At 72.3% G+C, this 18,087-nt stretch carries 17 protein-coding genes and 2 pseudogenes; all 19 read right to left on the bottom strand.

The features are described from left to right. On the bottom strand, positions 1-2,200 hold a 2,200-nt coding region (locus PSEJ35_RS0106235; RefSeq protein ID WP_028917041.1), incomplete at its 3' end, for a methyl-accepting chemotaxis protein. Between the two features lie 64 nt (positions 2,201-2,264). After that, positions 2,265-2,651, bottom strand: coding sequence for a hypothetical protein (locus PSEJ35_RS0106240; protein ID WP_037082602.1), 387 nt, complete (start codon positions 2,649-2,651; stop codon positions 2,265-2,267). Positions 2,652-2,729: 78 nt separating this feature from the next. Continuing rightward, a complete protein-coding gene (locus tag PSEJ35_RS0106245) occupies positions 2,730-3,212 on the bottom strand; it encodes a chemotaxis protein CheW (protein ID WP_028917043.1) in 483 nt (160 codons plus the stop codon). 202 nt (positions 3,213-3,414) lie between these two features. Next, positions 3,415-4,248, bottom strand: coding sequence for a flagellar brake protein (locus PSEJ35_RS0106250; RefSeq protein ID WP_084635457.1), 834 nt, complete (start codon positions 4,246-4,248; stop codon positions 3,415-3,417). Positions 4,249-4,457: 209 nt separating this feature from the next. Then, positions 4,458-5,495: an ATP-binding protein gene (locus PSEJ35_RS15570; protein ID WP_198014158.1), complete on the bottom strand. Its 1,038-nt coding sequence runs from the start codon at positions 5,493-5,495 to the stop codon at positions 4,458-4,460. After that, positions 5,420-5,830, bottom strand: a complete 411-nt coding sequence (locus PSEJ35_RS17435) for a hypothetical protein (RefSeq protein WP_198014159.1) — start codon at positions 5,828-5,830, stop codon at positions 5,420-5,422. Before PSEJ35_RS17435 ends, PSEJ35_RS15570 begins: the two co-directional genes overlap by 76 nt. Before the next feature lie 205 nt (positions 5,831-6,035). After that, positions 6,036-7,979 carry a chemotaxis protein CheA gene (locus tag PSEJ35_RS0106260; protein ID WP_028917045.1) on the bottom strand — a complete coding sequence of 648 codons (1,944 nt, stop codon included), beginning with the start codon at positions 7,977-7,979 and terminating at the stop codon, positions 6,036-6,038. Between the two features lie 31 nt (positions 7,980-8,010). Continuing rightward, a complete protein-coding gene (locus tag PSEJ35_RS0106265) occupies positions 8,011-8,376 on the bottom strand; it encodes a response regulator (protein WP_028917046.1) in 366 nt (121 codons plus the stop codon). After that, positions 8,373-8,684, bottom strand: a complete 312-nt coding sequence (locus PSEJ35_RS0106270; protein WP_028917047.1) for an STAS domain-containing protein — start codon at positions 8,682-8,684, stop codon at positions 8,373-8,375. The genes PSEJ35_RS0106265 and PSEJ35_RS0106270 overlap by 4 nt, the downstream gene beginning before the upstream one ends. A 216-nt stretch (positions 8,685-8,900) precedes the next feature. Continuing rightward, positions 8,901-9,464: pseudogene (locus PSEJ35_RS15575) on the bottom strand (chemotaxis protein CheW); the annotation flags it as partial. Positions 9,465-9,538: 74 nt separating this feature from the next. Further along, entirely contained in the window at positions 9,539-10,321 is a 783-nt protein-coding gene (locus PSEJ35_RS0106280) for a ParA family protein (RefSeq protein WP_028917048.1), read from the bottom strand. 135 nt (positions 10,322-10,456) lie between these two features. Further along, positions 10,457-11,281 (bottom strand): annotated as a pseudogene (motD, locus tag PSEJ35_RS0106285) (flagellar motor protein MotD); the annotation flags it as partial. A 12-nt stretch (positions 11,282-11,293) separates the two neighbouring features. Continuing rightward, positions 11,294-12,034 carry a flagellar motor protein gene (locus tag PSEJ35_RS0106290; protein WP_028917050.1) on the bottom strand — a complete coding sequence of 247 codons (741 nt, stop codon included), beginning with the start codon at positions 12,032-12,034 and terminating at the stop codon, positions 11,294-11,296. Positions 12,035-12,254: 220 nt separating this feature from the next. Beyond that, entirely contained in the window at positions 12,255-14,030 is a 1,776-nt protein-coding gene (locus PSEJ35_RS0106295; RefSeq protein ID WP_028917051.1) for a chemotaxis protein CheA, read from the bottom strand. 4 nt (positions 14,031-14,034) lie between these two features. Next, a complete protein-coding gene (locus tag PSEJ35_RS0106300) occupies positions 14,035-14,649 on the bottom strand; it encodes a protein phosphatase CheZ (protein ID WP_028917052.1) in 615 nt (204 codons plus the stop codon). After that, on the bottom strand, positions 14,646-15,038 hold the full coding sequence (gene cheY / locus PSEJ35_RS0106305; RefSeq protein ID WP_028917053.1) for a chemotaxis response regulator CheY: 393 nt from the start codon (positions 15,036-15,038) through the stop codon (positions 14,646-14,648). The genes PSEJ35_RS0106300 and cheY overlap by 4 nt, the downstream gene beginning before the upstream one ends. A 34-nt stretch (positions 15,039-15,072) precedes the next feature. Beyond that, positions 15,073-15,822, bottom strand: coding sequence for an RNA polymerase sigma factor FliA (locus PSEJ35_RS0106310; RefSeq protein WP_028917054.1), 750 nt, complete (start codon positions 15,820-15,822; stop codon positions 15,073-15,075). Then, positions 15,819-16,688: a P-loop NTPase gene (locus PSEJ35_RS0106315; protein WP_051412551.1), complete on the bottom strand. Its 870-nt coding sequence runs from the start codon at positions 16,686-16,688 to the stop codon at positions 15,819-15,821. The genes PSEJ35_RS0106310 and PSEJ35_RS0106315 overlap by 4 nt, the downstream gene beginning before the upstream one ends. After that, a complete protein-coding gene (flhF, locus tag PSEJ35_RS0106320) occupies positions 16,675-17,970 on the bottom strand; it encodes a flagellar biosynthesis protein FlhF (protein WP_028917056.1) in 1,296 nt (431 codons plus the stop codon). The genes PSEJ35_RS0106315 and flhF overlap by 14 nt, the downstream gene beginning before the upstream one ends. Positions 17,971-18,087: the final 117 nt, after the last annotated feature.

Below are 18,087 nucleotides of genomic sequence, written 5' to 3' on the forward strand. Positions count from 1 at the left end.
TGGCCTGTGCCAGGCCAGCGGCCTGTTCCTCCATGGCGCGCGCGGCGGCGGAGGCTTCTTCCACGAGGGCGGCGTTCTGCTGGGTGGTCTCGTCCATCTGCACGATGGTCTGGTTGACCTGCTCGATGCCGGCGGCCTGTTCCTGGGAGGCGGCGCTGATCTCGGCCATGATGTCGGTGACCCGCTGCACGGAGGCCACGATCTCGCCCATGGTCCTGCCGGCGCGCTCGGCCAGGGCGGCGCCGTCGGCGACCTTGCCGGTGGAATCCTCGATCAGGGCCTTGATTTCCTTGGCGGCGGTGGCGCTGCGCTGGGCCAGGGATCGGACCTCGGTGGCGACCACGGCAAAGCCGCGGCCCTGTTCGCCGGCGCGTGCGGCTTCCACGGCCGCGTTCAGGGCCAGGATGTTGGTCTGGAAGGCGATGCCATCGATGACGGAGATGATGTCGGCGATCTTGCGCGAGGCGGCCTGGATGTCGGCCATGGTGGCCACGACCTGTCCGACGACCTGTCCGCCCTCGGAGGCGACGTTGGCCGCGCCGATGGCCAGTTGGTTGGCCTGTCGGGCGTGGTCGGCGTTCTGCTTGACGGTGGAGGTCAGTTCTTCCATGGAGGCGGCCGTTTCCTCGAGGTTGGCGGCCTGCTGCTCGGTGCGGCGGGACAGGTCGTTGTTGCCGGAGGCGATCTCGGTGGAGGCGGTGTTGATGGCGGCCGAGGCGTCCTGGATGCGGGAGACGATGGCGGTGAGCTGGGCCACGGTGGCGTTGGCGTCGTCGCGCATGCGCGCGAACACTCCGTGGAACTCGCCCTCCATCCGCACCGTCAGGTCGCCTTGCGACAGCGCCGTCAGCAGGCGTGAGACTTCCGACAGGCTCACCGCGTTGGCGTCCAGCAGCACGTTGAGCTGCTCGGCCAGTTGCAGCAGGAACCCGCGCTTGCCTTCGGTCTCGATGCGCCCGGACAGGTCGCCGGCGGCGGCGGCCTGGACCACGCGCGCCACTTCCTGCTCCACCTGCACTTCCAGGGTGCGATCGCGCCATTCGCAGACGGTGCCCACCTGCTCGCCGTCGGCGTCGCGGATGAGCGAGATGTATTGCTCGAAGCAGGCCCGGCCGTACTGGATCTCGCGCTGGGCGTGGCCGTCGCGCTCCAGGCGGGCGAGCAGGGCCGGGTCGATCTTGCCGCCGTGCTCCAGGACCGAGGCCGGCTGGCCCACCAGCGGGCGCGCCGGGTCGATGTCCGGCAGGGTGGCCACGATCTGGTCGGAATAGCCTTCCAGCATCCGGCGCAGCGCCGGGTTGGTGTAGACGACCTCCAGCTCGCGGTCGGTGATGATCAGGCCGGTGGTGGAGCTTTCCAGCGCGGTACGGATGCGCAGGTTCTCGGCAGCGGCGCGCTGGTCGCGCTCGGTGCGCTCGCGCAGGTCGCGCTGCATCCGCTGCAGCGCCTTCATGAGGTCGCCGATCTCGTCCTGGCGCGAGGTATCGATGCGGCTGTCCAGCTTGCCCCCGGCCACGTCGTTGGCCACCCCGACGGCCTCGCGCATGGCGCCGGCCAGGCCACGCGCCAACAGCAGGGCGATGGCGATGCCGCCGCCGATGCCCACCAGCAACATGATCACGATGACCGATCCGGAGGCGGCATAGGCCTTGCTGGCGTTGGCGCTGGCGGCCTGCGCCTGGCGATCGGCTTCCTCGATCAGCGCGGTGACGGCGCCGGCGGCCTGGTTGTGCAGGTCGTTGGTCTCGCCCAGGAAGGTGTCCAGGGCGTCGTCGGGCAGGTCCAGGTCGATCATCTCGTCGACCGAGCCGTAGGACGCCTTGGCCTTGGCCCAGGCGGCGACGAACCGCTCGTGGACCTTGCGCTCCTCGGCCGTGGCCAGGAGGCGGCCGTAGTCGGCGGCGGTCCGGTCGATCTGCCGGGCCAGGTCGGCCGTGCGGCGGCGCGCCTCTTGCTTGACTGCGTCGCTGGCGCGCACCAGGCCGCGGTACGAGGCGGTGCGGAACTCGCCCAGGAGCGCGCGCAGTTCGGCGGCGGTGGCCACCTTGTCCACGACGTTGCCTGCCAGGTGGGCCGTGGCGCGGTCGAGCGAGGCGAGGCCGAAGTAGGCGCCTGCGCCCTGGGCGACCATGAGTGCCAGCACCACGCCGAAAGCCAGCATGAGCTTGGGCGCGAGCTTGAGATTCTTGAGCCGATGCATGGAACGTTGTCCCCTGGCTTGCGGAAGGGACGGTCCGGGCGCGTTCGCGCGCCCGGACCGGCGGTCACTTGATGGTGGCCAGCTTGATGTTGGACGGCGAGGTGACGGCGATCTCGGCCCGGCTCGCGTCGCGGCGGATGGTGCCGATCACGCAGATGTCGCGGCCTTCCAGTTCCTCGGGAGTCGGACGGAACTTGTCGCGCTGGTCGCCCGGGATGCGCGCGGAAAAAGTATGGCGGGGAAAGGCGCCGCCCATGTACAGGAACGTCGGCTCGCCTTCGGAGTTCTGCGCATAACGGGTCTTTTCCACCTTGCCGCAGACCATGCCGTCCTTGCCGACGAAGCGGACGGCGTGCTCGGCCGGGATGGCCTCCTGGGCCGTGGCGGCCAATGGCGCGGCCAGCGCGGCGCTGGCCAGGATCAGGATCAGGATCTTGAGGTCGGGCTTCATGCGTCTACTCCAGTGCAAGGATGGGGAAGGGGCGGCCGGCGGGGCCTTGACCGCCTATCGGCGCCGGGGCGGCGGACTTTAGGCCTCCAGCGCTTCCTTCTCCGCGGCGCTGCCGATGTCGGCGCTGTCGAGCAGTGTGTCGATGTCCAGCAGGATCAGCATCCGTTCGTCGAGCGTGCCGATGCCGGAGATGAAGCGGGTGTCCACGCCGGCGCCGAACTCGGGGGTCGGCCGGATCTGCTCGGCCGACAGCGGGACCACGTCGGACACCCCGTCGACCACGATGCCCACCACCCGGTCCTCGACGTTGAGCACGATCATCACCGTGAAGGCGTCGTAGCGGGCCTCGCGCAGGCGCAGCTTCAGGCGCAGGTCGATCACCGGGACGATGGTCCCGCGCAGGTTGATCACGCCCTTGATGTAGTCGGGGGCGTCGGGCACGCGGGTGACCGCGTCGTAGCCGCGGATCTCCTGCACCTTGAGGATGTCGACACCGTAGTGCTCGTCGCCCAGGGTGAAGGTGAGGAACTCGCCGGTGTTCCCGGCCGGGGTACTGCTCATCGGGGGCGCTCCTGCAGGGCTGCCGCGCCGCGGCGCGGATCGGTTCCCCGGGAACATCGGCCGCCCCGGCGGCAACTTTAGGCGCGTGCCTCGTTGCCGTTCCCGCAGTGGCGGCAGGGTGGATGGCGGCCGCGCACGTCGCCAGGCCCGGCGAAAGGCTGGCTGCGTGCCCGTGGTCGGCCCGAGCCGGCCGGGCGACGGCTCACACCGCCCGGCGCTCGCGCGCGCTGCGCTGGCGTTCCAGGCGGAAGATGTAGCGCAGTATCCGGTTCTCCAGCGCCGGAGCCGGGTCCACGAAGCGGCAGCCGGCGCGCAGGCTGGCGCCGGCCAACGGCTCCCGACGGGAGAGGTGGGCCACCTGCAGCGCGACCGGCAGCGGATCGGTCCCGGGCAGTTGCAACAGGCAGTCCGCCAGCACGGCGCCGGGGCGGAACCGGGTCTCGTCCTCGTCGCGCACCGCCAGCGCCAGGCCGCTCCCGCTGAGGTCCAGCACCCGTGCCAGCACCGGATCCGGCGCTCGCTGCAGGTCCCCGGCCGCGTCCGTGCCCGGGGGCGGGGGCGGGGGCGGCACCTGGACGGTGGCCATCGGGCCGGGCACCAGCGCCACGCGGTACAGCTCGCGCCGCTGCAGCTTGAGCACCCATTCCGGCAACGGGGCGTGGAAGGCGGCGCCCTCGGCCTCTTCCACCCGGCGCAGTCCGCGCAGGCGGAACTCGATCCGGATACGGTCCAGCCGGGAGACGCAGGCCAGCTGCTCGGCCGCGGCCATGCGCTGGTTGACCGCTTCGTTGCGGTTGCCGTCGATCAATACCCCGCCGGCCTCGGGCTCCACCCGCAGGATCGCGGTCGGGCAGGGGTGCCCGCCGGGCAGGATCTGCGCGCTGATCAGCGCCCCGGCCTCGGCCAGGGCCTGCAGTACGCGCACGATTTCGCGCGGATCATGGATCCGGAAGCGATCCGGATCCTCCGGGTCCCGGGGGACGGCGTTGGGTTCGTTCGGTACCGGCATGGGTCGGAGGGATGGGCGGGTGGCCATCAAGGATTATCGGCGCCGCCGGGCCAGAGTTGACGCCGGTGTGCGGCCCAGGGCGGGCGCCGGGGCCGGGCAGGTGCGCCTACAAGGCGCCGCACTCGCCGTGTGTCGCCGTACCATCGCCAGCAATACCGCGGTCTCGGTGGCCACGTGCACGATATGGGGAGCAAGATGCCCCGTGCACTCCCGCAGGGAAAGCATGCGGGGGACGATCAGGCAGCGTGCGGCGGCGTAGCCAGGGGAAGCACGATGCGGACCGAGGTGCCGCCCTCGGGCGGGCATTCGATGCCGATCTGGCCGCCGGCCACGAGGACGATGTCCTGCACCACGGACAGCCCCAGTCCCGTGCCTTCGCCCAGGGGCTTGGTGGTGAAGAAGGGCGTGAACACGCGGTCCCTCACCGATTCGGGTATGCCCGGGCCGTCGTCGCTCCAGGTCAGCACCACCGTGCCGGCCGTGTCGTCGCGCGAGGCGGTCAACCGGAACGTTCCCCTTTCGTCCAGCGCGTCCTTGGCGTTGCCGGCGATATTGAGGATGGTCAACTCGAAGTCGCCTCGGTCCATGCGGATCGGAAGAGGGGCCTGCGGTCGCTCCAGGTGCAGTTGGATCCGCGAGCCGAGCAACTGCCGCAGCATCGGTCTCAGCTCTTCAAGCGCCGGACCGGCGTCGAAGGTCTCGGGGCGGCGAACGTCCAGGCGGCTGAAGTTCAGCAGCTTCCTGCTGATCGCCGTGGCGCGGCGGGTCGCCAGTTCCACGCCTTCCAGCGCCCCCATCAGCGCCGCTTCGCCGCCGTTGGCGGCCAGGCGGCGGCGCTGCTGGGCGTATCCCAGGATGATGGACAGGATGTGGTTGAAGTCGTGCGCCAGGCCGCTGGCGAGGCGACCGGCCAGTTCCATTTTCTGCGAATGGATCAGTTGCTCGCGGGTGCGCTCGCGCTCGGCGGTCTCGGCCTCCAGCCGTTGGTACGCCTGCTCCAGCGCTCGGCCCCGTTGCTCGGATTCCTCCAGGCTGTCGCGCAGGGCCGCGACGGTCCGGTCCAGCACCAGGGCGATGATCAGCCAGATCCCGGCGATGGAGAGGGCCTTGCCGAAGGTGGTGGCCGGAGCGACCGGGTCGGCGCGGAACATGTCCAGCACCGCGCAGGCCAGCAGCATCGCCGCGAACGATCCCAGCATCAGCCACAGTGCGCGGCGTCCCATGACCAGCCCGGCCAGCGACAGCAGCAACAAGGGGATCGGATCGAGGCCCACGCGCACCAGTCCGACGCTGGCGTAGGCGATGCCGATGCAAGCCGTCGTGACCGCGAGGAAAAGCGCAACGCCCTCGCGGAAAGCCCCTTGCGGACCCGCCAAAGGGCGACCCAGGCCGCAGCGACCAGCAGGACGTCGGTCGCCACGTCCGCCCACAGCTTCAGTGAGTCCGGGCGCGGAAACTGCCCAGAGCCGACCGCGTACAGGAAGACCGCCTTGTTGATGGGCACGAAGATGCCGAAGAACAGCAACAGCCCCTGGATGAACGGCGCGTTGCGCCGGTCCACGGGGTTGGCGATGGCAGGACGCCTGAGCCAGCGGAGGATGGGGTTCATGACGGCCTCCTACCAGATTTCGGGTGCGCATACGGGACGCCCATCGCGCTTGAGTGCCCGCAATGAATCATGGTGGGGCTGTGTTCGCTGCAGGCATGCAACCGTCGCGCCCATGCGGATTCCCTGTCCCGGCATGGTGCGGCAAGACTACACGGTTGCGGCCGTTGAGCGCCAGGCCAAGGACAGGCGCGGAGGGCAGATAGTGTCAGGCCACCCGGGGCAGGGCGGCCTGCTGGCGCATGCGCGCCAGCCCGCCGACGTCGACGATCAGGGCGACGCGGCCGTCGCCGAGGATGGTCGCGCCGGAGATGCCGGGAACCCGCCGGTAGTTCTTCTCCAGGTTCTTGACCACGACCTGCTGCTGGCCGACCAGCTCGTCGACCTCCAGCGCCAGCCTATGGCCGTCGCCTTCGACCACCACCACCAGCGATTCCTCGCCGCCGCCGTCGTAGCCGTAGTGGCCGGCCAGCGACAGCAGCGGCAGGTACTCGCCGCGCACCCGCAGCACCCGGCCTTCGCCGGCGACGGTGCGGACGTCGGCCACCTGCGGCTGCAAGGCTTCCAGCACATGGCTCAGTGGCAGGATCAGGATCTCGCCGCCGGCCGACACCGCCATGCCGTCGAGGATGGCCAGGGTCAGCGGCAGCCGGATCACCACGCGGGTGCCGCGCCCCGGGCTGCTCTCGATCTGGATCTCGCCGCCGAGGGTCTGGATGTTCTTGCGCACCACGTCCATGCCCACGCCGCGGCCGGAGAGGTCGGTGATCTGCTCGGCGGTGGAGAAGCCGGGCTGGAAGATCAGGTCCCAGACCTGGGCGTCGCTCGGATGGTCGGGCACGGGCAGCCCGCGCTCGGCGGCCTTGGCCAGGATCCGCGCGCGGTCGAGGCCGCGGCCGTCGTCGGCCACCTCGATCACGATGTGCCCGCCCTGGTGCGATGCGGCCAGGGTGATGGTGCCGGTCTCGTCCTTGCCGGCGTCGCGGCGCGCCTGCGGCGACTCCAGGCCATGGTCGATGGCGTTGCGCACCAGGTGCACCAACGGGTCGGCGATCTTCTCGATCAGGCCCTTGTCCAACTCGGTGCCCTCGCCGACGGTGCGCAGGCGCACCTGCTTGCCCAGGCGCGCGGACAGGTCGCGCACCAGCCGGGGGAAGCGGCGGAACACCGCGTCCACGGGCAGCATGCGCACGCCGATCACCGCTTCCTGCAGGTCGCGGGTATTGCGTTCCAGCAACTCCAGGCCGGCGAACAGACGCTCGGCCTGCGCCGGGTCCATGCCGCCGCTGACCTGCTTGAGCATGGCCTGGGTGATGACCAGTTCGCCGACCAGATCGATCAGCGCGTCGACCTTGTCCACGCTCACCCGGATCGAGCTTTCGGCCTCGGCGGCGACTGGCGAGGGCGCGGGGGTCGCGACCGGCACGGCCGTTGCACCGGCCGTGCCGGTCGTGGGGGGCTGCGGCTGGATGTCCAGTTCGCAGTCGTCCACCACCCAGGCGAACACGTCGTCGATCGCGCTGCGCGGCACCCGGCCGTGCAGGCCCAGGTCCCAGGCGATGCAGGCCTCCAGCGGATCCAGCTGGGGGAAGTCGGGCATGCGCTCCAGCCGCGCGGTGACGTCCAGCGGGCCCAGGTGCTCCAGTTCGCGCAGGATGCGCAGCGGGTCGTTGCCGCTCATGAACAGCGACGGCGCCGGGGAGAAGGCGATCTTCCAGCTCTCCGGCTCGGGTTCGGCCGACCCGGCCTGCTCCGCGGCGGCCTGGGATCCCAGTTCCCGCTGAAGGCGCGCGTGCACCGCCTGTACCGCGTCCGGGTCGGCGGCCTTGCCGTGCTCGGCCTCGGCCAGCAGCGCGCGCAGCACGTCCACCGAGGCGAGCATGGCGTCCACCGCGCCGGCGGACAGGGCGCGCTTGCCGCCGCGGATCTCGTCCAGCAGCGTCTCCAGCACGTGGGTCAGCGCCGCCATCCTCTCGAAGCCGAAGGTCGCCGCGCCGCCCTTGATCGAATGCGCGGCGCGGAACACCGAGTTCACCACCTCGGGGTCCAGGCTGCCGCCCTCCAGCGCCAGCAGCCCGGCCTCCATCGCGTCCAGGCCCTCGCGACTTTCCTCGAAGTAGGTGGCGTGGAAGCGTTGCAGGTCCATGCTCATGGCGGTGCGGCTCGGGACGTGTTCGCGGGGATCAGCCCAGGACCTTCTGGACGGTGGCGACCAGTTGTTCGGGGTTGAACGGCTTGACCAGCCAGCCGGTGGCGCCGGCCGCCTTGCCCTCGGCCTTCTTGTCGGCGGCCGATTCGGTGGTCAGCATCAGCAGCGGCGTGAACCGGTAGTCCGGCAGGCCGCGCAGGGCGCGGATCAGGGCGATGCCGTCCATGTTGGGCATGTTGACGTCGGTCACCACGGCGTTGAAACGCTGGCCCTGGGCGCGGTCCAGGGCGACCTGGCCGTCCTCGGCTTCTTCCACCGCGTAGCCGGCGGAGGTCAGGGCGAAGGAGACCATCTGGCGCATCGAGGCCGAATCGTCCACTACCAGAATACGTGCGCTCATGCGGCGTTCTCCACGGTTTGCTTCTCGACTGCTGCGTCTTGGGGGGGGAGGCCCAACTGTGCGGACAGGCCCAGCAGGCGCGCCGCGTCGCGCAGCGCCTGGCTGCTGTCGCGCAGTTCGGTGCGCCGGCCCAGCCCGCCGCGGGTACGGAAGAAGGCGCACAGCACCTGCATCCCGGCCGTGTGCACGTGCCTGACCGCGCTGCCGTCGAGTGCCAGCGCCGGTTCGGACAGGTGCGCCGCCAGGCGCTCCTTGAGCTCGGCGCTGGCCTCGATGCCAAGGTCCTCGCCTAGGGGCACGGTGATCATCGCGTTTCCGGGTTGGGGTTGGACTCGATAGCGGCGGCCCGCGACCGGTCTTTAGGTTCTTTTCGCGGGGCTCGGGCTCGCGGCTTCGACGCTCCGGCGGGAGCATCGCCAGTGCCGGGCGCAGGTGGCGCGTTGCCGCCGCGTGCATGGCCCAGCCCCGGGACGTCCGCAGGAACGCGCGCCGGCACGACCGATCCCCGTGGGCGAAAGCCGGCTTCAGCCCGGCCCGGCGGCGGGGGCCAGCAGGCAGGACGCATCGAGCAGGATCATCGGTTCGCCGGACTGCCGGGCCACGCCTCGGAACAGCCGGCTGTGCAGCCGTCCCAGGCGGGCCTCGTCCGGGGCCTCGACCTCGTGCTCGGCCAGGGTCGCCACGTCTTCCACCGCCGACACCCGCAGGCCCAGGATCTCGCCCTTGTCCTCGAGCACCACGAAGCGGGTGGCCGGCGCCGACGGTTGCGGCGGCAGGCCCAGGTGCACGCCCAGGTCCAGGACCGGCACCACCTGGCCGCGCAGGTTCATCACCCCGAGCATCGCCGGCGGGGTGCCGCGCAGCGGCAGCAGCGCGGTGGGCAGCACCACCTCCTGGACCTTCAGCAGCTCCAGCCCGTAGGCCTGTCCGGCGCAGCGCAGGCGCAGCCAGCGCGACCTGCGTTCTGCCGGGCGCGCCGGAAGCGGCGCCGAGGCCGGTGCGGCGCCGGCCAGCACCGGGCGTGGCGGCGATGGCGTCGCCCGCGGCGGAACCGCCGGGAGCGCCGTGGCCGGCGGCCGGGGCGCGGGTGTCGTTGCCGGCGCCGGCGGCGAGTCCGGCGCCAGCAGGCCGTCCAGGTAGTCGTCCAGCACCGCGGCCGCGCTCATGCCGCGCGCTCCAGCGCCTGCGCGTCGCTGGCCAGCAGCCATTCCAGCGCGCGCCGGTAACGGGACAGGGCACGTCCCGGATAGCCATCCTCGGTTGCCGGCTGCACCAGCAGCTCGGTGTTGCACAGGCGGGTGTCCACCGGGATGGCATCCTCCCAGACGCGGTCGCCGTGTTCGTCCTGCATGCGCTTGAGCGCCTCCTGGCCGGCGCGGGTGCGGCGGTCGTACAGGGTCGGCAGCACCGAGACCGGCAACGGCCGCCGCCGCGAGCGCTCCACCATCTCCGTGGTGCGGCGCATGCCGACCAGGCCGTGCAGCGCCAGCGGCTCGGCCTGGGTGGGGATGACCACGCGGTCTGCCGCGGCCAGGGCGTTGATCATCAGCAGGCCCAGCGTGGGCGGGCAGTCGAGCAGCACGTAGTCGTGCTGCCCGGCGTGGCGCGCCAGCGCCTGCGACAGCGCCAGGCCCAGCCCGGGCTGGTTGGCGCTGCGTCGCTCCAGGGTGGCCAGCGCAGTCTGGGCGCAGACGTAGGCCAGGTGCTCCACCGCGCTGGCGCGGGCCAGGGCGGCCAGCGGCCGCGGCGGGGTGGCGAACAGTTCCAGGACGCCTTCCGGCGGCGGCTCGGCGGGCACGCCGAAGGCGCGCGTGAGCGAGGCGTGCGGGTCCAGGTCCACCAGCAGCACCCGCTGTCCGCGCTGGGCCAGTCCGCGGCCCAGGGCCAGGGTGGTGGTGGTCTTGCCTACGCCGCCTTTCTGGTTGGCGATCGCCCACACGCGCATCGTTCGGATCCTCCTCTACGGGTTGCCGCCGCCGGCCGCGGCGCTGGCGCCGGGCGCAGGCCCCGCCTGCGATATCGGCGCCGAAGCGCCGGGCTTGACCGCATGGCCCGCGTCCGCATCGGCGCCGGGGGCCGCCAGCACCACCAGAACCACGCGCCGGTTGCGGTTGCGGCCCTCCTCGGTCAGGTTGTCGGCCCGCGGCCGGTATTCGCCGTAGCCGACCATCGCCAGCCGCTGCGGGGCCAGGCCGCGGTCGACGAACAGGTGGACCACGCTGGCCGCGCGCGCGGCCGACAGTTCCCAGTTGGAGGGGAACTGCGCGGTGGCGATGGGGCGGTCGTCGGTATAGCCCTCCACCCGCACCGGGTTGGGCGTGTCGCGCAGCACCGCCGCCAGGCGCGAGAGCACCTCGCGCGCGGACCGGTCCAGCGCGGCCGAGCCGGTGTCGAACAGGATGTCGCTGTTGATCTCCACCTCCAGCCACAGTTCGGCGCGCTTGACCGTGATCAGGCGGGCGTCCACCAGCGGGGCGAGCGCGTCCTCGATGCGCGCGGCGATGTGGCCCAGCTGGCGCTGGGCGCGCTGCACCGCCGCGCGGCTGGTCACCTCGATCGGCTGCCCGGTACGCAGGTGCGAGGCCAGCGACGGCAGCAGGGTGGGGTTGGGCGCGGGCGAAGGCGCCGACGGGCCGTGCTTGGCCCCGGACTTGATCGGCGAGGGTCGGTCGTAGTCCGAGCCCTGCAACTGGTGGTTGCCGACCTGCACCGGGCTGATCGTGCGCGGCGCCCCGCCGAAGGCGGCGGTCAGGGCGTCGGCCAGCACCCGGTACTTGCTCTCGTTGAGGGTCGAGATGGCGTACATGACCACGAAGAAGGCCAGCAGCAGCGTCAGCAGGTCGGCGTAGGGAATCGCCCATGCCTCGTGGTTGACGTGCTCCTCGTGTCGCTTGCTCCGGGCCATGGTCGCGGCTGATCAGTGCAGGAAGCCGGCCAGCTTCGATTCGATGTTCCGCGGGTTCTCGCCCTGGGCGATGGCGATCAGCCCCTCGATGATCATCTCGCGCTCGCCGGTGCGGCGGGCGATCACGCTCTTGAGCTTGGCCGCGATGGGCAGGAAGAACAGGTTGGCCGAGGCGATGCCGTAGATGGTGGCGGTGAACGCGGCGGCGATGCCGTGGCCGAGCTTGCTCGGGTCGGCCAGGTTCTTCATCACCGCGATCAGCCCGAACACCGCGCCGATGATGCCCAGCGTCGGCGCGTACACGCCCATGCCCTCGAACACCTTGGCCGCTGCCAGGTCCTGGTGCTCCTGCCCGTCCAGGTCGATCTCCAGCATGTGCCGGATCTGCTCCGGCTCCACGCCGTCCACCAGCATCTGCAGGCCCTTGCGCAGGAATGGGTCGGTCTGTTCCTGCACCTGCGGCTCCAGTCCCAGCAGGCCCTGGCGCCGCGCCACGTGGCTCCATTCGAGGATCTGCGCCATCAGCGCCTCGCGCTCGGACACCGGCGGGCGCATGACCCAGCCGAGGATGCCGAGGGCGCGGCGGAAAACGCGCGGCGGCGTGTGCACGAAGATCGCCGCGACGGTGCCGAGGATCACGATCACGAACGCGGCCGAGGACCAGAGCGCGCCCAGCCCGGCGCCCTTGAGGATGCTGCCGCCGACCAGCGCCACCAGCGCCAGCAGCAACCCGACGAGACTGAGGATGTCCATGCCTGCCGGTATCGGCGGGGGTGCCGTGCTCTTTAGCGATCCGCCTTTTCAGCGGGATTCGTCCAGGAGAGGCCCGGACCACGCAAGCGCCGTCTTGCGCGAACCGCGCGCATGCATGGAACGCCGCGGAGCCGGGCCTGCCGCGGTCGCCGCCCGACGCGGCTGCATTCCGTGCCGCCGGGCACGCGCGAGGGATAGGGGAATACGACGCGCGCCCGGCTCAGGCCGAGGCGCGCAAGCCGTCCACGTCCAGGATCAGGGCCAGGCGGCCGTCGCCGATGAGGGTGGCGCCGGCATAGCCGGGCAGGCCGCGCAGGACCCGCGGCAGCGGCTTGATCACCACTTCCTCGCGGCCGCGCACCTGGTCCACGATCAGGCCGAAGCGCGCATCGCCCATCTGCAGCACCACCACGGTCAGCGGCGCGGCGTCCAGCGGGGCCAGGCCCAGCCAGCGGCGCAGGTCGAGCAGGAGCAGGGTGTGGGACTGGCGGTCCAGCACCGGGCGGCCGTCGAACCAGCCCAGCGCCGAGGGCGCCGCATGCAGCACCTCCTGCACCCGTGCCAGGGGCAGGGCGTACACCGCTTCCCCCGCCTGCACCAGGAGCGTCGGCAGGATCGCCAGGGTGAGCGGCACCCGGATCAGGAACCGGGTGCCGCGCCCGAGTTCGGACTGGATCTGGATCTGGCCGCCCAGCTCGCGGATGCGCGACTGGACCACGTCCATGCCCACCCCGCGGCCGGAGATGTCGGTGACCTCGGCCTTGGTGGAGAAGCCGGGCAGGAAGATCAGGTTCAGGCACTCCTCGGGTCCCAGGCGCGCGGCGGCCTCGGCGTCCAGCAGGCCCTTCTCGCGCGCCTTGGCGCGCAGCCGCTCGGGGTCGATCCCGGCGCCGTCGTCCTGCACCTCGATGCCGACGTAGTCGCCTTCCTGCTGCGCGGCCAGGCGCAGGCGCCCGACGCGCGGCTTGCCGGCGGCCTCGCGCAGCTCCGGCGCCTCGATGCCGTGGTCGATGCCGTTGCGCACCAGGTGCACCAGCGGGTCAGCCAGGGCCTCGACCAGGTTGCGGTCGAGCTCGGTCTCGGCGCCGACCACCTCCAGCTCCACTTCCTTGCGCAGCGAGCGGGCCACGTCGCGGGCCACCTTGGGGAAGCGCGAGAACACCTTGCCCACCGGCTGCATGCGCGTGCGCATCACCGCCGACTGCAGGCGCGAGGTGGCCACGTCCAGGCCGGCCACGGCGCGGTCCAGCTCCTCGTCGCGCAGGCGCGCGCGCAGGGTCTTGAGGCGGTTGCGGGCCAGCACCAGCTCGCCGATCAGGTTGACGATGGCGTCCAGGCGCCGCGTGTCCACGCGCACGGCCTGCTCGGCCTCGGCCGCGGCCGGCCGCGGCGGCGCGGCGGCCGGCTTCGGCGCGGGCGGCTGTGCCGGCGGGCGCGGAGCCACGGGCGCCGGCGCGGCGGCTTCCGCCACCGCGGGCAGCGGCCGGGCGCCGGGGGGCGCGGCGCCGTGCAACTGGTCCAGCAGCGCCTCGAACTCGTCGTCGTCGATCAGGTCGGAGGCGGGGGCCGGAGCAGCAGGCGCGGGCGCCGCCGGCGCGGGGGCGGGCACCGGTGCGGCGGCGTCGATGTCGAACTGGGCGATCAGCTCCGGCGGGGCGTGCTCGGGCTCGGTGCCGGCGGACAGCGCGTCGAGCATGCTCTGCAGCCAGTCCAGCGAGCGCTGGGCGGCGTCGAAGTGCTGGGCCTCCAGCCGCGCCTGGCCTGCGCGGGCCGCGCCCAGGGTCTCCTCGGCGGCGTGGCACAGCTCGACCATGGGCTGCACGCCGAGGAAGCCGGCGCCGCCCTTGAGGGTATGGAAGCCGCGGAACACCGCGTTGAGCTGGTCGCGGTCGTCCGGCGCCTGCTCCAGGGCGACGAGCTGCTCGCCAAGGCGGTCCAGGATCTCCTGCGCCTCGACGACGAAATCGGCGGCGATTTCCGGCGTCACCCCGCTCATGGCGTCACAGGCCCAGGCCGGAGAGCAGGGCGTCGGCGTCGTCCTGGGACACGGCGTGGCGGTCCAGCCCGGCCACCGCGGGGCCGGACAGCGCCGGGTCGCGCGCGTCCTCGCGGGGCGGCAGGCCGAGAGCGCCGAAACCCTCGTGCACGCGGCGCACGATGCCGGCCACGCGGCGGATGATCTGCCCGGTCAGGTCCTGGTAGCTCTGCGCCAGCGCCATTTCAGAGAGCTGGCCGCGGATCTGCCCGAGCAGCGCCTGCTGCGAGTCGTCCAGGCCGGTGCGCTGCAGCTGCTCGACCAGGCCGCGGCAGGACTCGGTGAGGTCCAGGGTGCGGTGGCTGGCCTGCTCGGTCATGGCCACCACGTGGTCCAGGCGGGCGCAGGCGTCGTCCAGCTCGCCGGCGTGGGCGCCGGCGGCCGGCAGCTCGCCCAGCGCCTGGCTCAGCTCGCGCGCAAGGCGGCCCAGGCCCTGCACCAGCGGGCGGGTGCGGGCGGCGGCCAGGGCGTCGATCTCGGCGCGCAGCGCGCGCTCGTCGCCGCGCTCCAGCGCGTCCAGGGCGTCGTGCAGGCGCTGGATCAGCGCGCTGCGCTCGGGCGACTCGGCGGCGGCGTTCATGCGGTGGCCGCCAGGCGCTCGAAGATCTTGCCGAGCTTCTCTTCCAGGGTCTGTGCGGTGAACGGCTTGATGATGTAGCCGTTCACGCCGTTCTGCGCCGCCTCGATGATCTGCTCGCGCTTGGCCTCGGCCGTGACCATCAGCACGGGGAGGGTCTTGAGCTTCTCGTCGGCGCGGATGGCGCGCAGCAGCTCGATGCCGGTCATGCCGGGCATGTTCCAGTCGGTGACCACGAAGTCGAACGGGGCCGAGCGCAGGGCCGCCAGCGCGCTGTGGCCGTCGTCGGCCTCGGCGGTGTTGCTGTAACCCAGATCGTTGAGCAGGTTCTTGACGATGCGACGCATCGTCGAGAAGTCGTCCACGATCAGGATGCGCATGTTCTTGTTCACTTCGTACTCCAGTGGTGGTGCGGGTTCGGGGGACTCAGCCGTCTTCCAGGCCGGCGTCGCGCGACTCGTAGTCCGACAGCCTGCCGCGCAGGCGCAGCACGGCCTGGCCGTGAATCTGGCACACGCGCGACTCGCTGACGCCGAGCACGGCGCCGATTTCCTTCAGGTTCAGTTCCTGCTCGTAGTACAGCGACAGCACCAGCTGCTCGCGTTCGGGCAGCCGGGCGATGGCCGCGGCCAGCTCGCGGGCGAAGTCGCTGCGCTCCAGGGCCTGCTGCGGGGTGGGGCCGTTGCCGTGCACCGGGACCTCGCCATGGTCCTCCACGTGCGAGTCCAGGCTCAGCACCTGGCCGCGGGAGGCGTCCTCCAGCAGCCGCAGGTAGTCCGGCAGCGGCATGTCCAACCGCGCGGCGATCTCCTGCGGGGCGGCGGCGCGGCCGGTGGCCTGCTCGATCTCGCGCACCGCCGCGGCCGCGTCGCGCGCGCGGCGGTGGACCGAGCGCGGCACCCAGTCGCCGCGCCGGATCTCGTCGATCATCGCGCCGCGGATGCGGATCGAGGCGTAGGTCTCGAACGAGGCTCCCTGTTCGGGGTCGTAGCTGCGCGAGGCCTCGATCAGGCCGATCATGCCGGACTGGATCAGGTCGTCGATCTCCACGCTGGCCGGCAGGCGCGCGGCCAGGTGGTGGGCGATGCGCCGCACCAGGTCGGCGTGGCGGGTCACGCATTCGCCGGCGCTGGCGCGCTGCACGGCGCGGTATTCGGCGGTGGCGGCCAGGCTCATGCCACGGCCCCCTGCCGGATCATCCGGTCGACGAAGAACTCGATGTTGCCGCGGGGGGCCAGCGGCGCCTGCCAGCGCGCCGCGCGCCGCGCGATCTCGGCGATGGCGCGGGCCGAGGGACTGGCGGGGTAGGCGGTGGCCACCGCCTGCTGGCGCTGCACTGCCATCCGCAGCCAGTCGCACTGCGGCACCGCGCCCAGGTAGTTGAGCGAGACGTCGCCCAGGAAGCGTTCGCAGACCCGCGCCAGCTTGTCGTACAGGCCGCGGCCCTCGGCCGGGCTGCGCACCATGTTGGCCACCACCTGTACCCGGTCCACCCCGCGCTCGCGGGACAGCACCTTGATCAGGGCGTAGGCGTCGGTCAGCGAGGCCGGCTCGTCGCAGACCACCACGACCGCGTCCTGCGCGGCCTGGCAGAAGGTCAGCACGCTGTCGGTGATGCCGGCGGCGGTGTCCACCACCAGGATGTCCAGCTCGCGCTGCAGGTCGTTGAACACGTTGACCAGGCCCACGTGCTGGGCCGGTTGCAACTCGGCCATGTGCCGGCGGCCCGAGGCGGCCGGGACCACCAGCAGCCCGCCCGGGCCTTCGAGGATGACGTCCTCCAGTTCGCAGCGCCCGGCGACCAGGTCGGCCAGGGTGTGCTGCGGCGACAGGCCCAGCAGCACGTCCACGTTGGCCAGGCCCAGGTCGGCGTCCAGCAGCAGGGTGCGCTTGCCCAGCCCGGCCAGCGAGGCGGCCAGGTTCACCGAGATGTTGGTCTTGCCCACGCCGCCCTTGCCGCCGGTGACGGCGATGCTGCGGACGGGGGCGAGCGGCGCGTTGGGAGGTGGCATGGTCAGGGGGCGGGGCTCATGCGGCAGCATGGTCGTGCTCCGGGTTGTTCGGCTTATCGGCAGCGCGGCGCAGATCTTCAAGGCGCAGGACCAGGCTGGCGGCGTTGGCCCGGTGCAGGTCGTCCGGGACGCGCTGGCCGTCGGCGATCCAGGTCAGCGGCAGCTGGTGGTCGACCACCACCGACAGCGCGCTGCCCAGGCGCCCGGTCTCGTCCACCTTGGTCAGCACCACGCCCTGCGGCCTGGCCGCGCCGAAGCGGCGCACGACCTCGTCCAGGTCCGCGTAGTGGGAATTGGCCGGCAGCACCAGCAGCGTGCTCACCTGGCGCGCGGCGCGCAGCCAGTTCAACTGGCTGGCCAGGGCGCGGTCGCGCTGGCCCAGGCCGGCGGTGTCCACCAGCACCGTGCGGTAGTCCTGGAGGCGCTGCAGCAACTGGATCAGGGCCGCGTCGCTGTCGGCCTCGTGCACGGCGATGCCCAGCTGGCGGCCGTAGCCGTGCAACTGCTCGCGGCCGCCGATGCGGGCGGTGTCGGTGGTCACCAGGGCGATGTCGCGCGGGCCGTGCGCGGCGACGAAGCGGGCGGCCAGCTTGGCGATGGTGGTGGTCTTGCCGGCGCCGGTGGGGCCGACCAGGGCGATGACGCCGCCCTGGTCCAGCGGGTCGACCGGGCACACCGGGAGGGTCCGGGCGATCAGCCCCAGCATCAGGCCGCGGCCGCGGTGCAGGGGCGTGTCCGGCGGCAACTGCAGGACCACGTCGCGGGTGATGTCGGCGTCGAAGCCGTAGTCCTCCATCAACTCCATGGCCTGCAGCCGGACCGGGGAGCCACGCAGGCGCTCGTCGGTCAGGCGGTGCATCTCGCGCTCGATCATCCGCCGCATCTGCGCCAGTTCCTCGCGCATGGCCGCCAGTTGCTCGTCGCTGGCCGGCGCCGGCACCGCGGCGACCGGCGCCGGCGCGGGGAGCGCATCGGCCGCCGCGACCGCGGCTGCCGGCGTCGAACGCATGGCGGACTCCGCAAGCGGGGGCGCCAGCGCCGCGGCCATGGCCGCGGCGAAGTCCGGGCGCGGCGCCTGGGCCGGGAGAGGGGCGGCCAGCACGGGATCCGGCTGCGGCGCCGGCTCGGCGGCCCGCTGCGCCTCGGCCAGAGCGCGCTGGACCGCTTCCTCGTCGTAGTTGCTGGCGGCGACGATCTCCACGCCTTCCTCGGTGCGGCGGTTGGACAGGATGACCGCATCGGCGCCGTGTTCGGCGCGGACCAGCCGCAGCGCGGTGCGCATGTCCGGGGCGACGAAACGCTTGATCTTCATGGGAGGGCCCGGGATGGGGGAGCGGGATTCGGATTCCGCGGGCGGGAGCAGCGGCCTGGCTCCACGCGCGCGGCGGTGTTGCGGGCAGTCATGTCAGTCATCGTCTCCTCCGTCCTC

The sequence above is a fragment of the Pseudoxanthomonas sp. J35 genome, from assembly GCF_000513995.1.
Lineage (GTDB): Bacteria > Pseudomonadota > Gammaproteobacteria > Xanthomonadales > Xanthomonadaceae > Pseudoxanthomonas.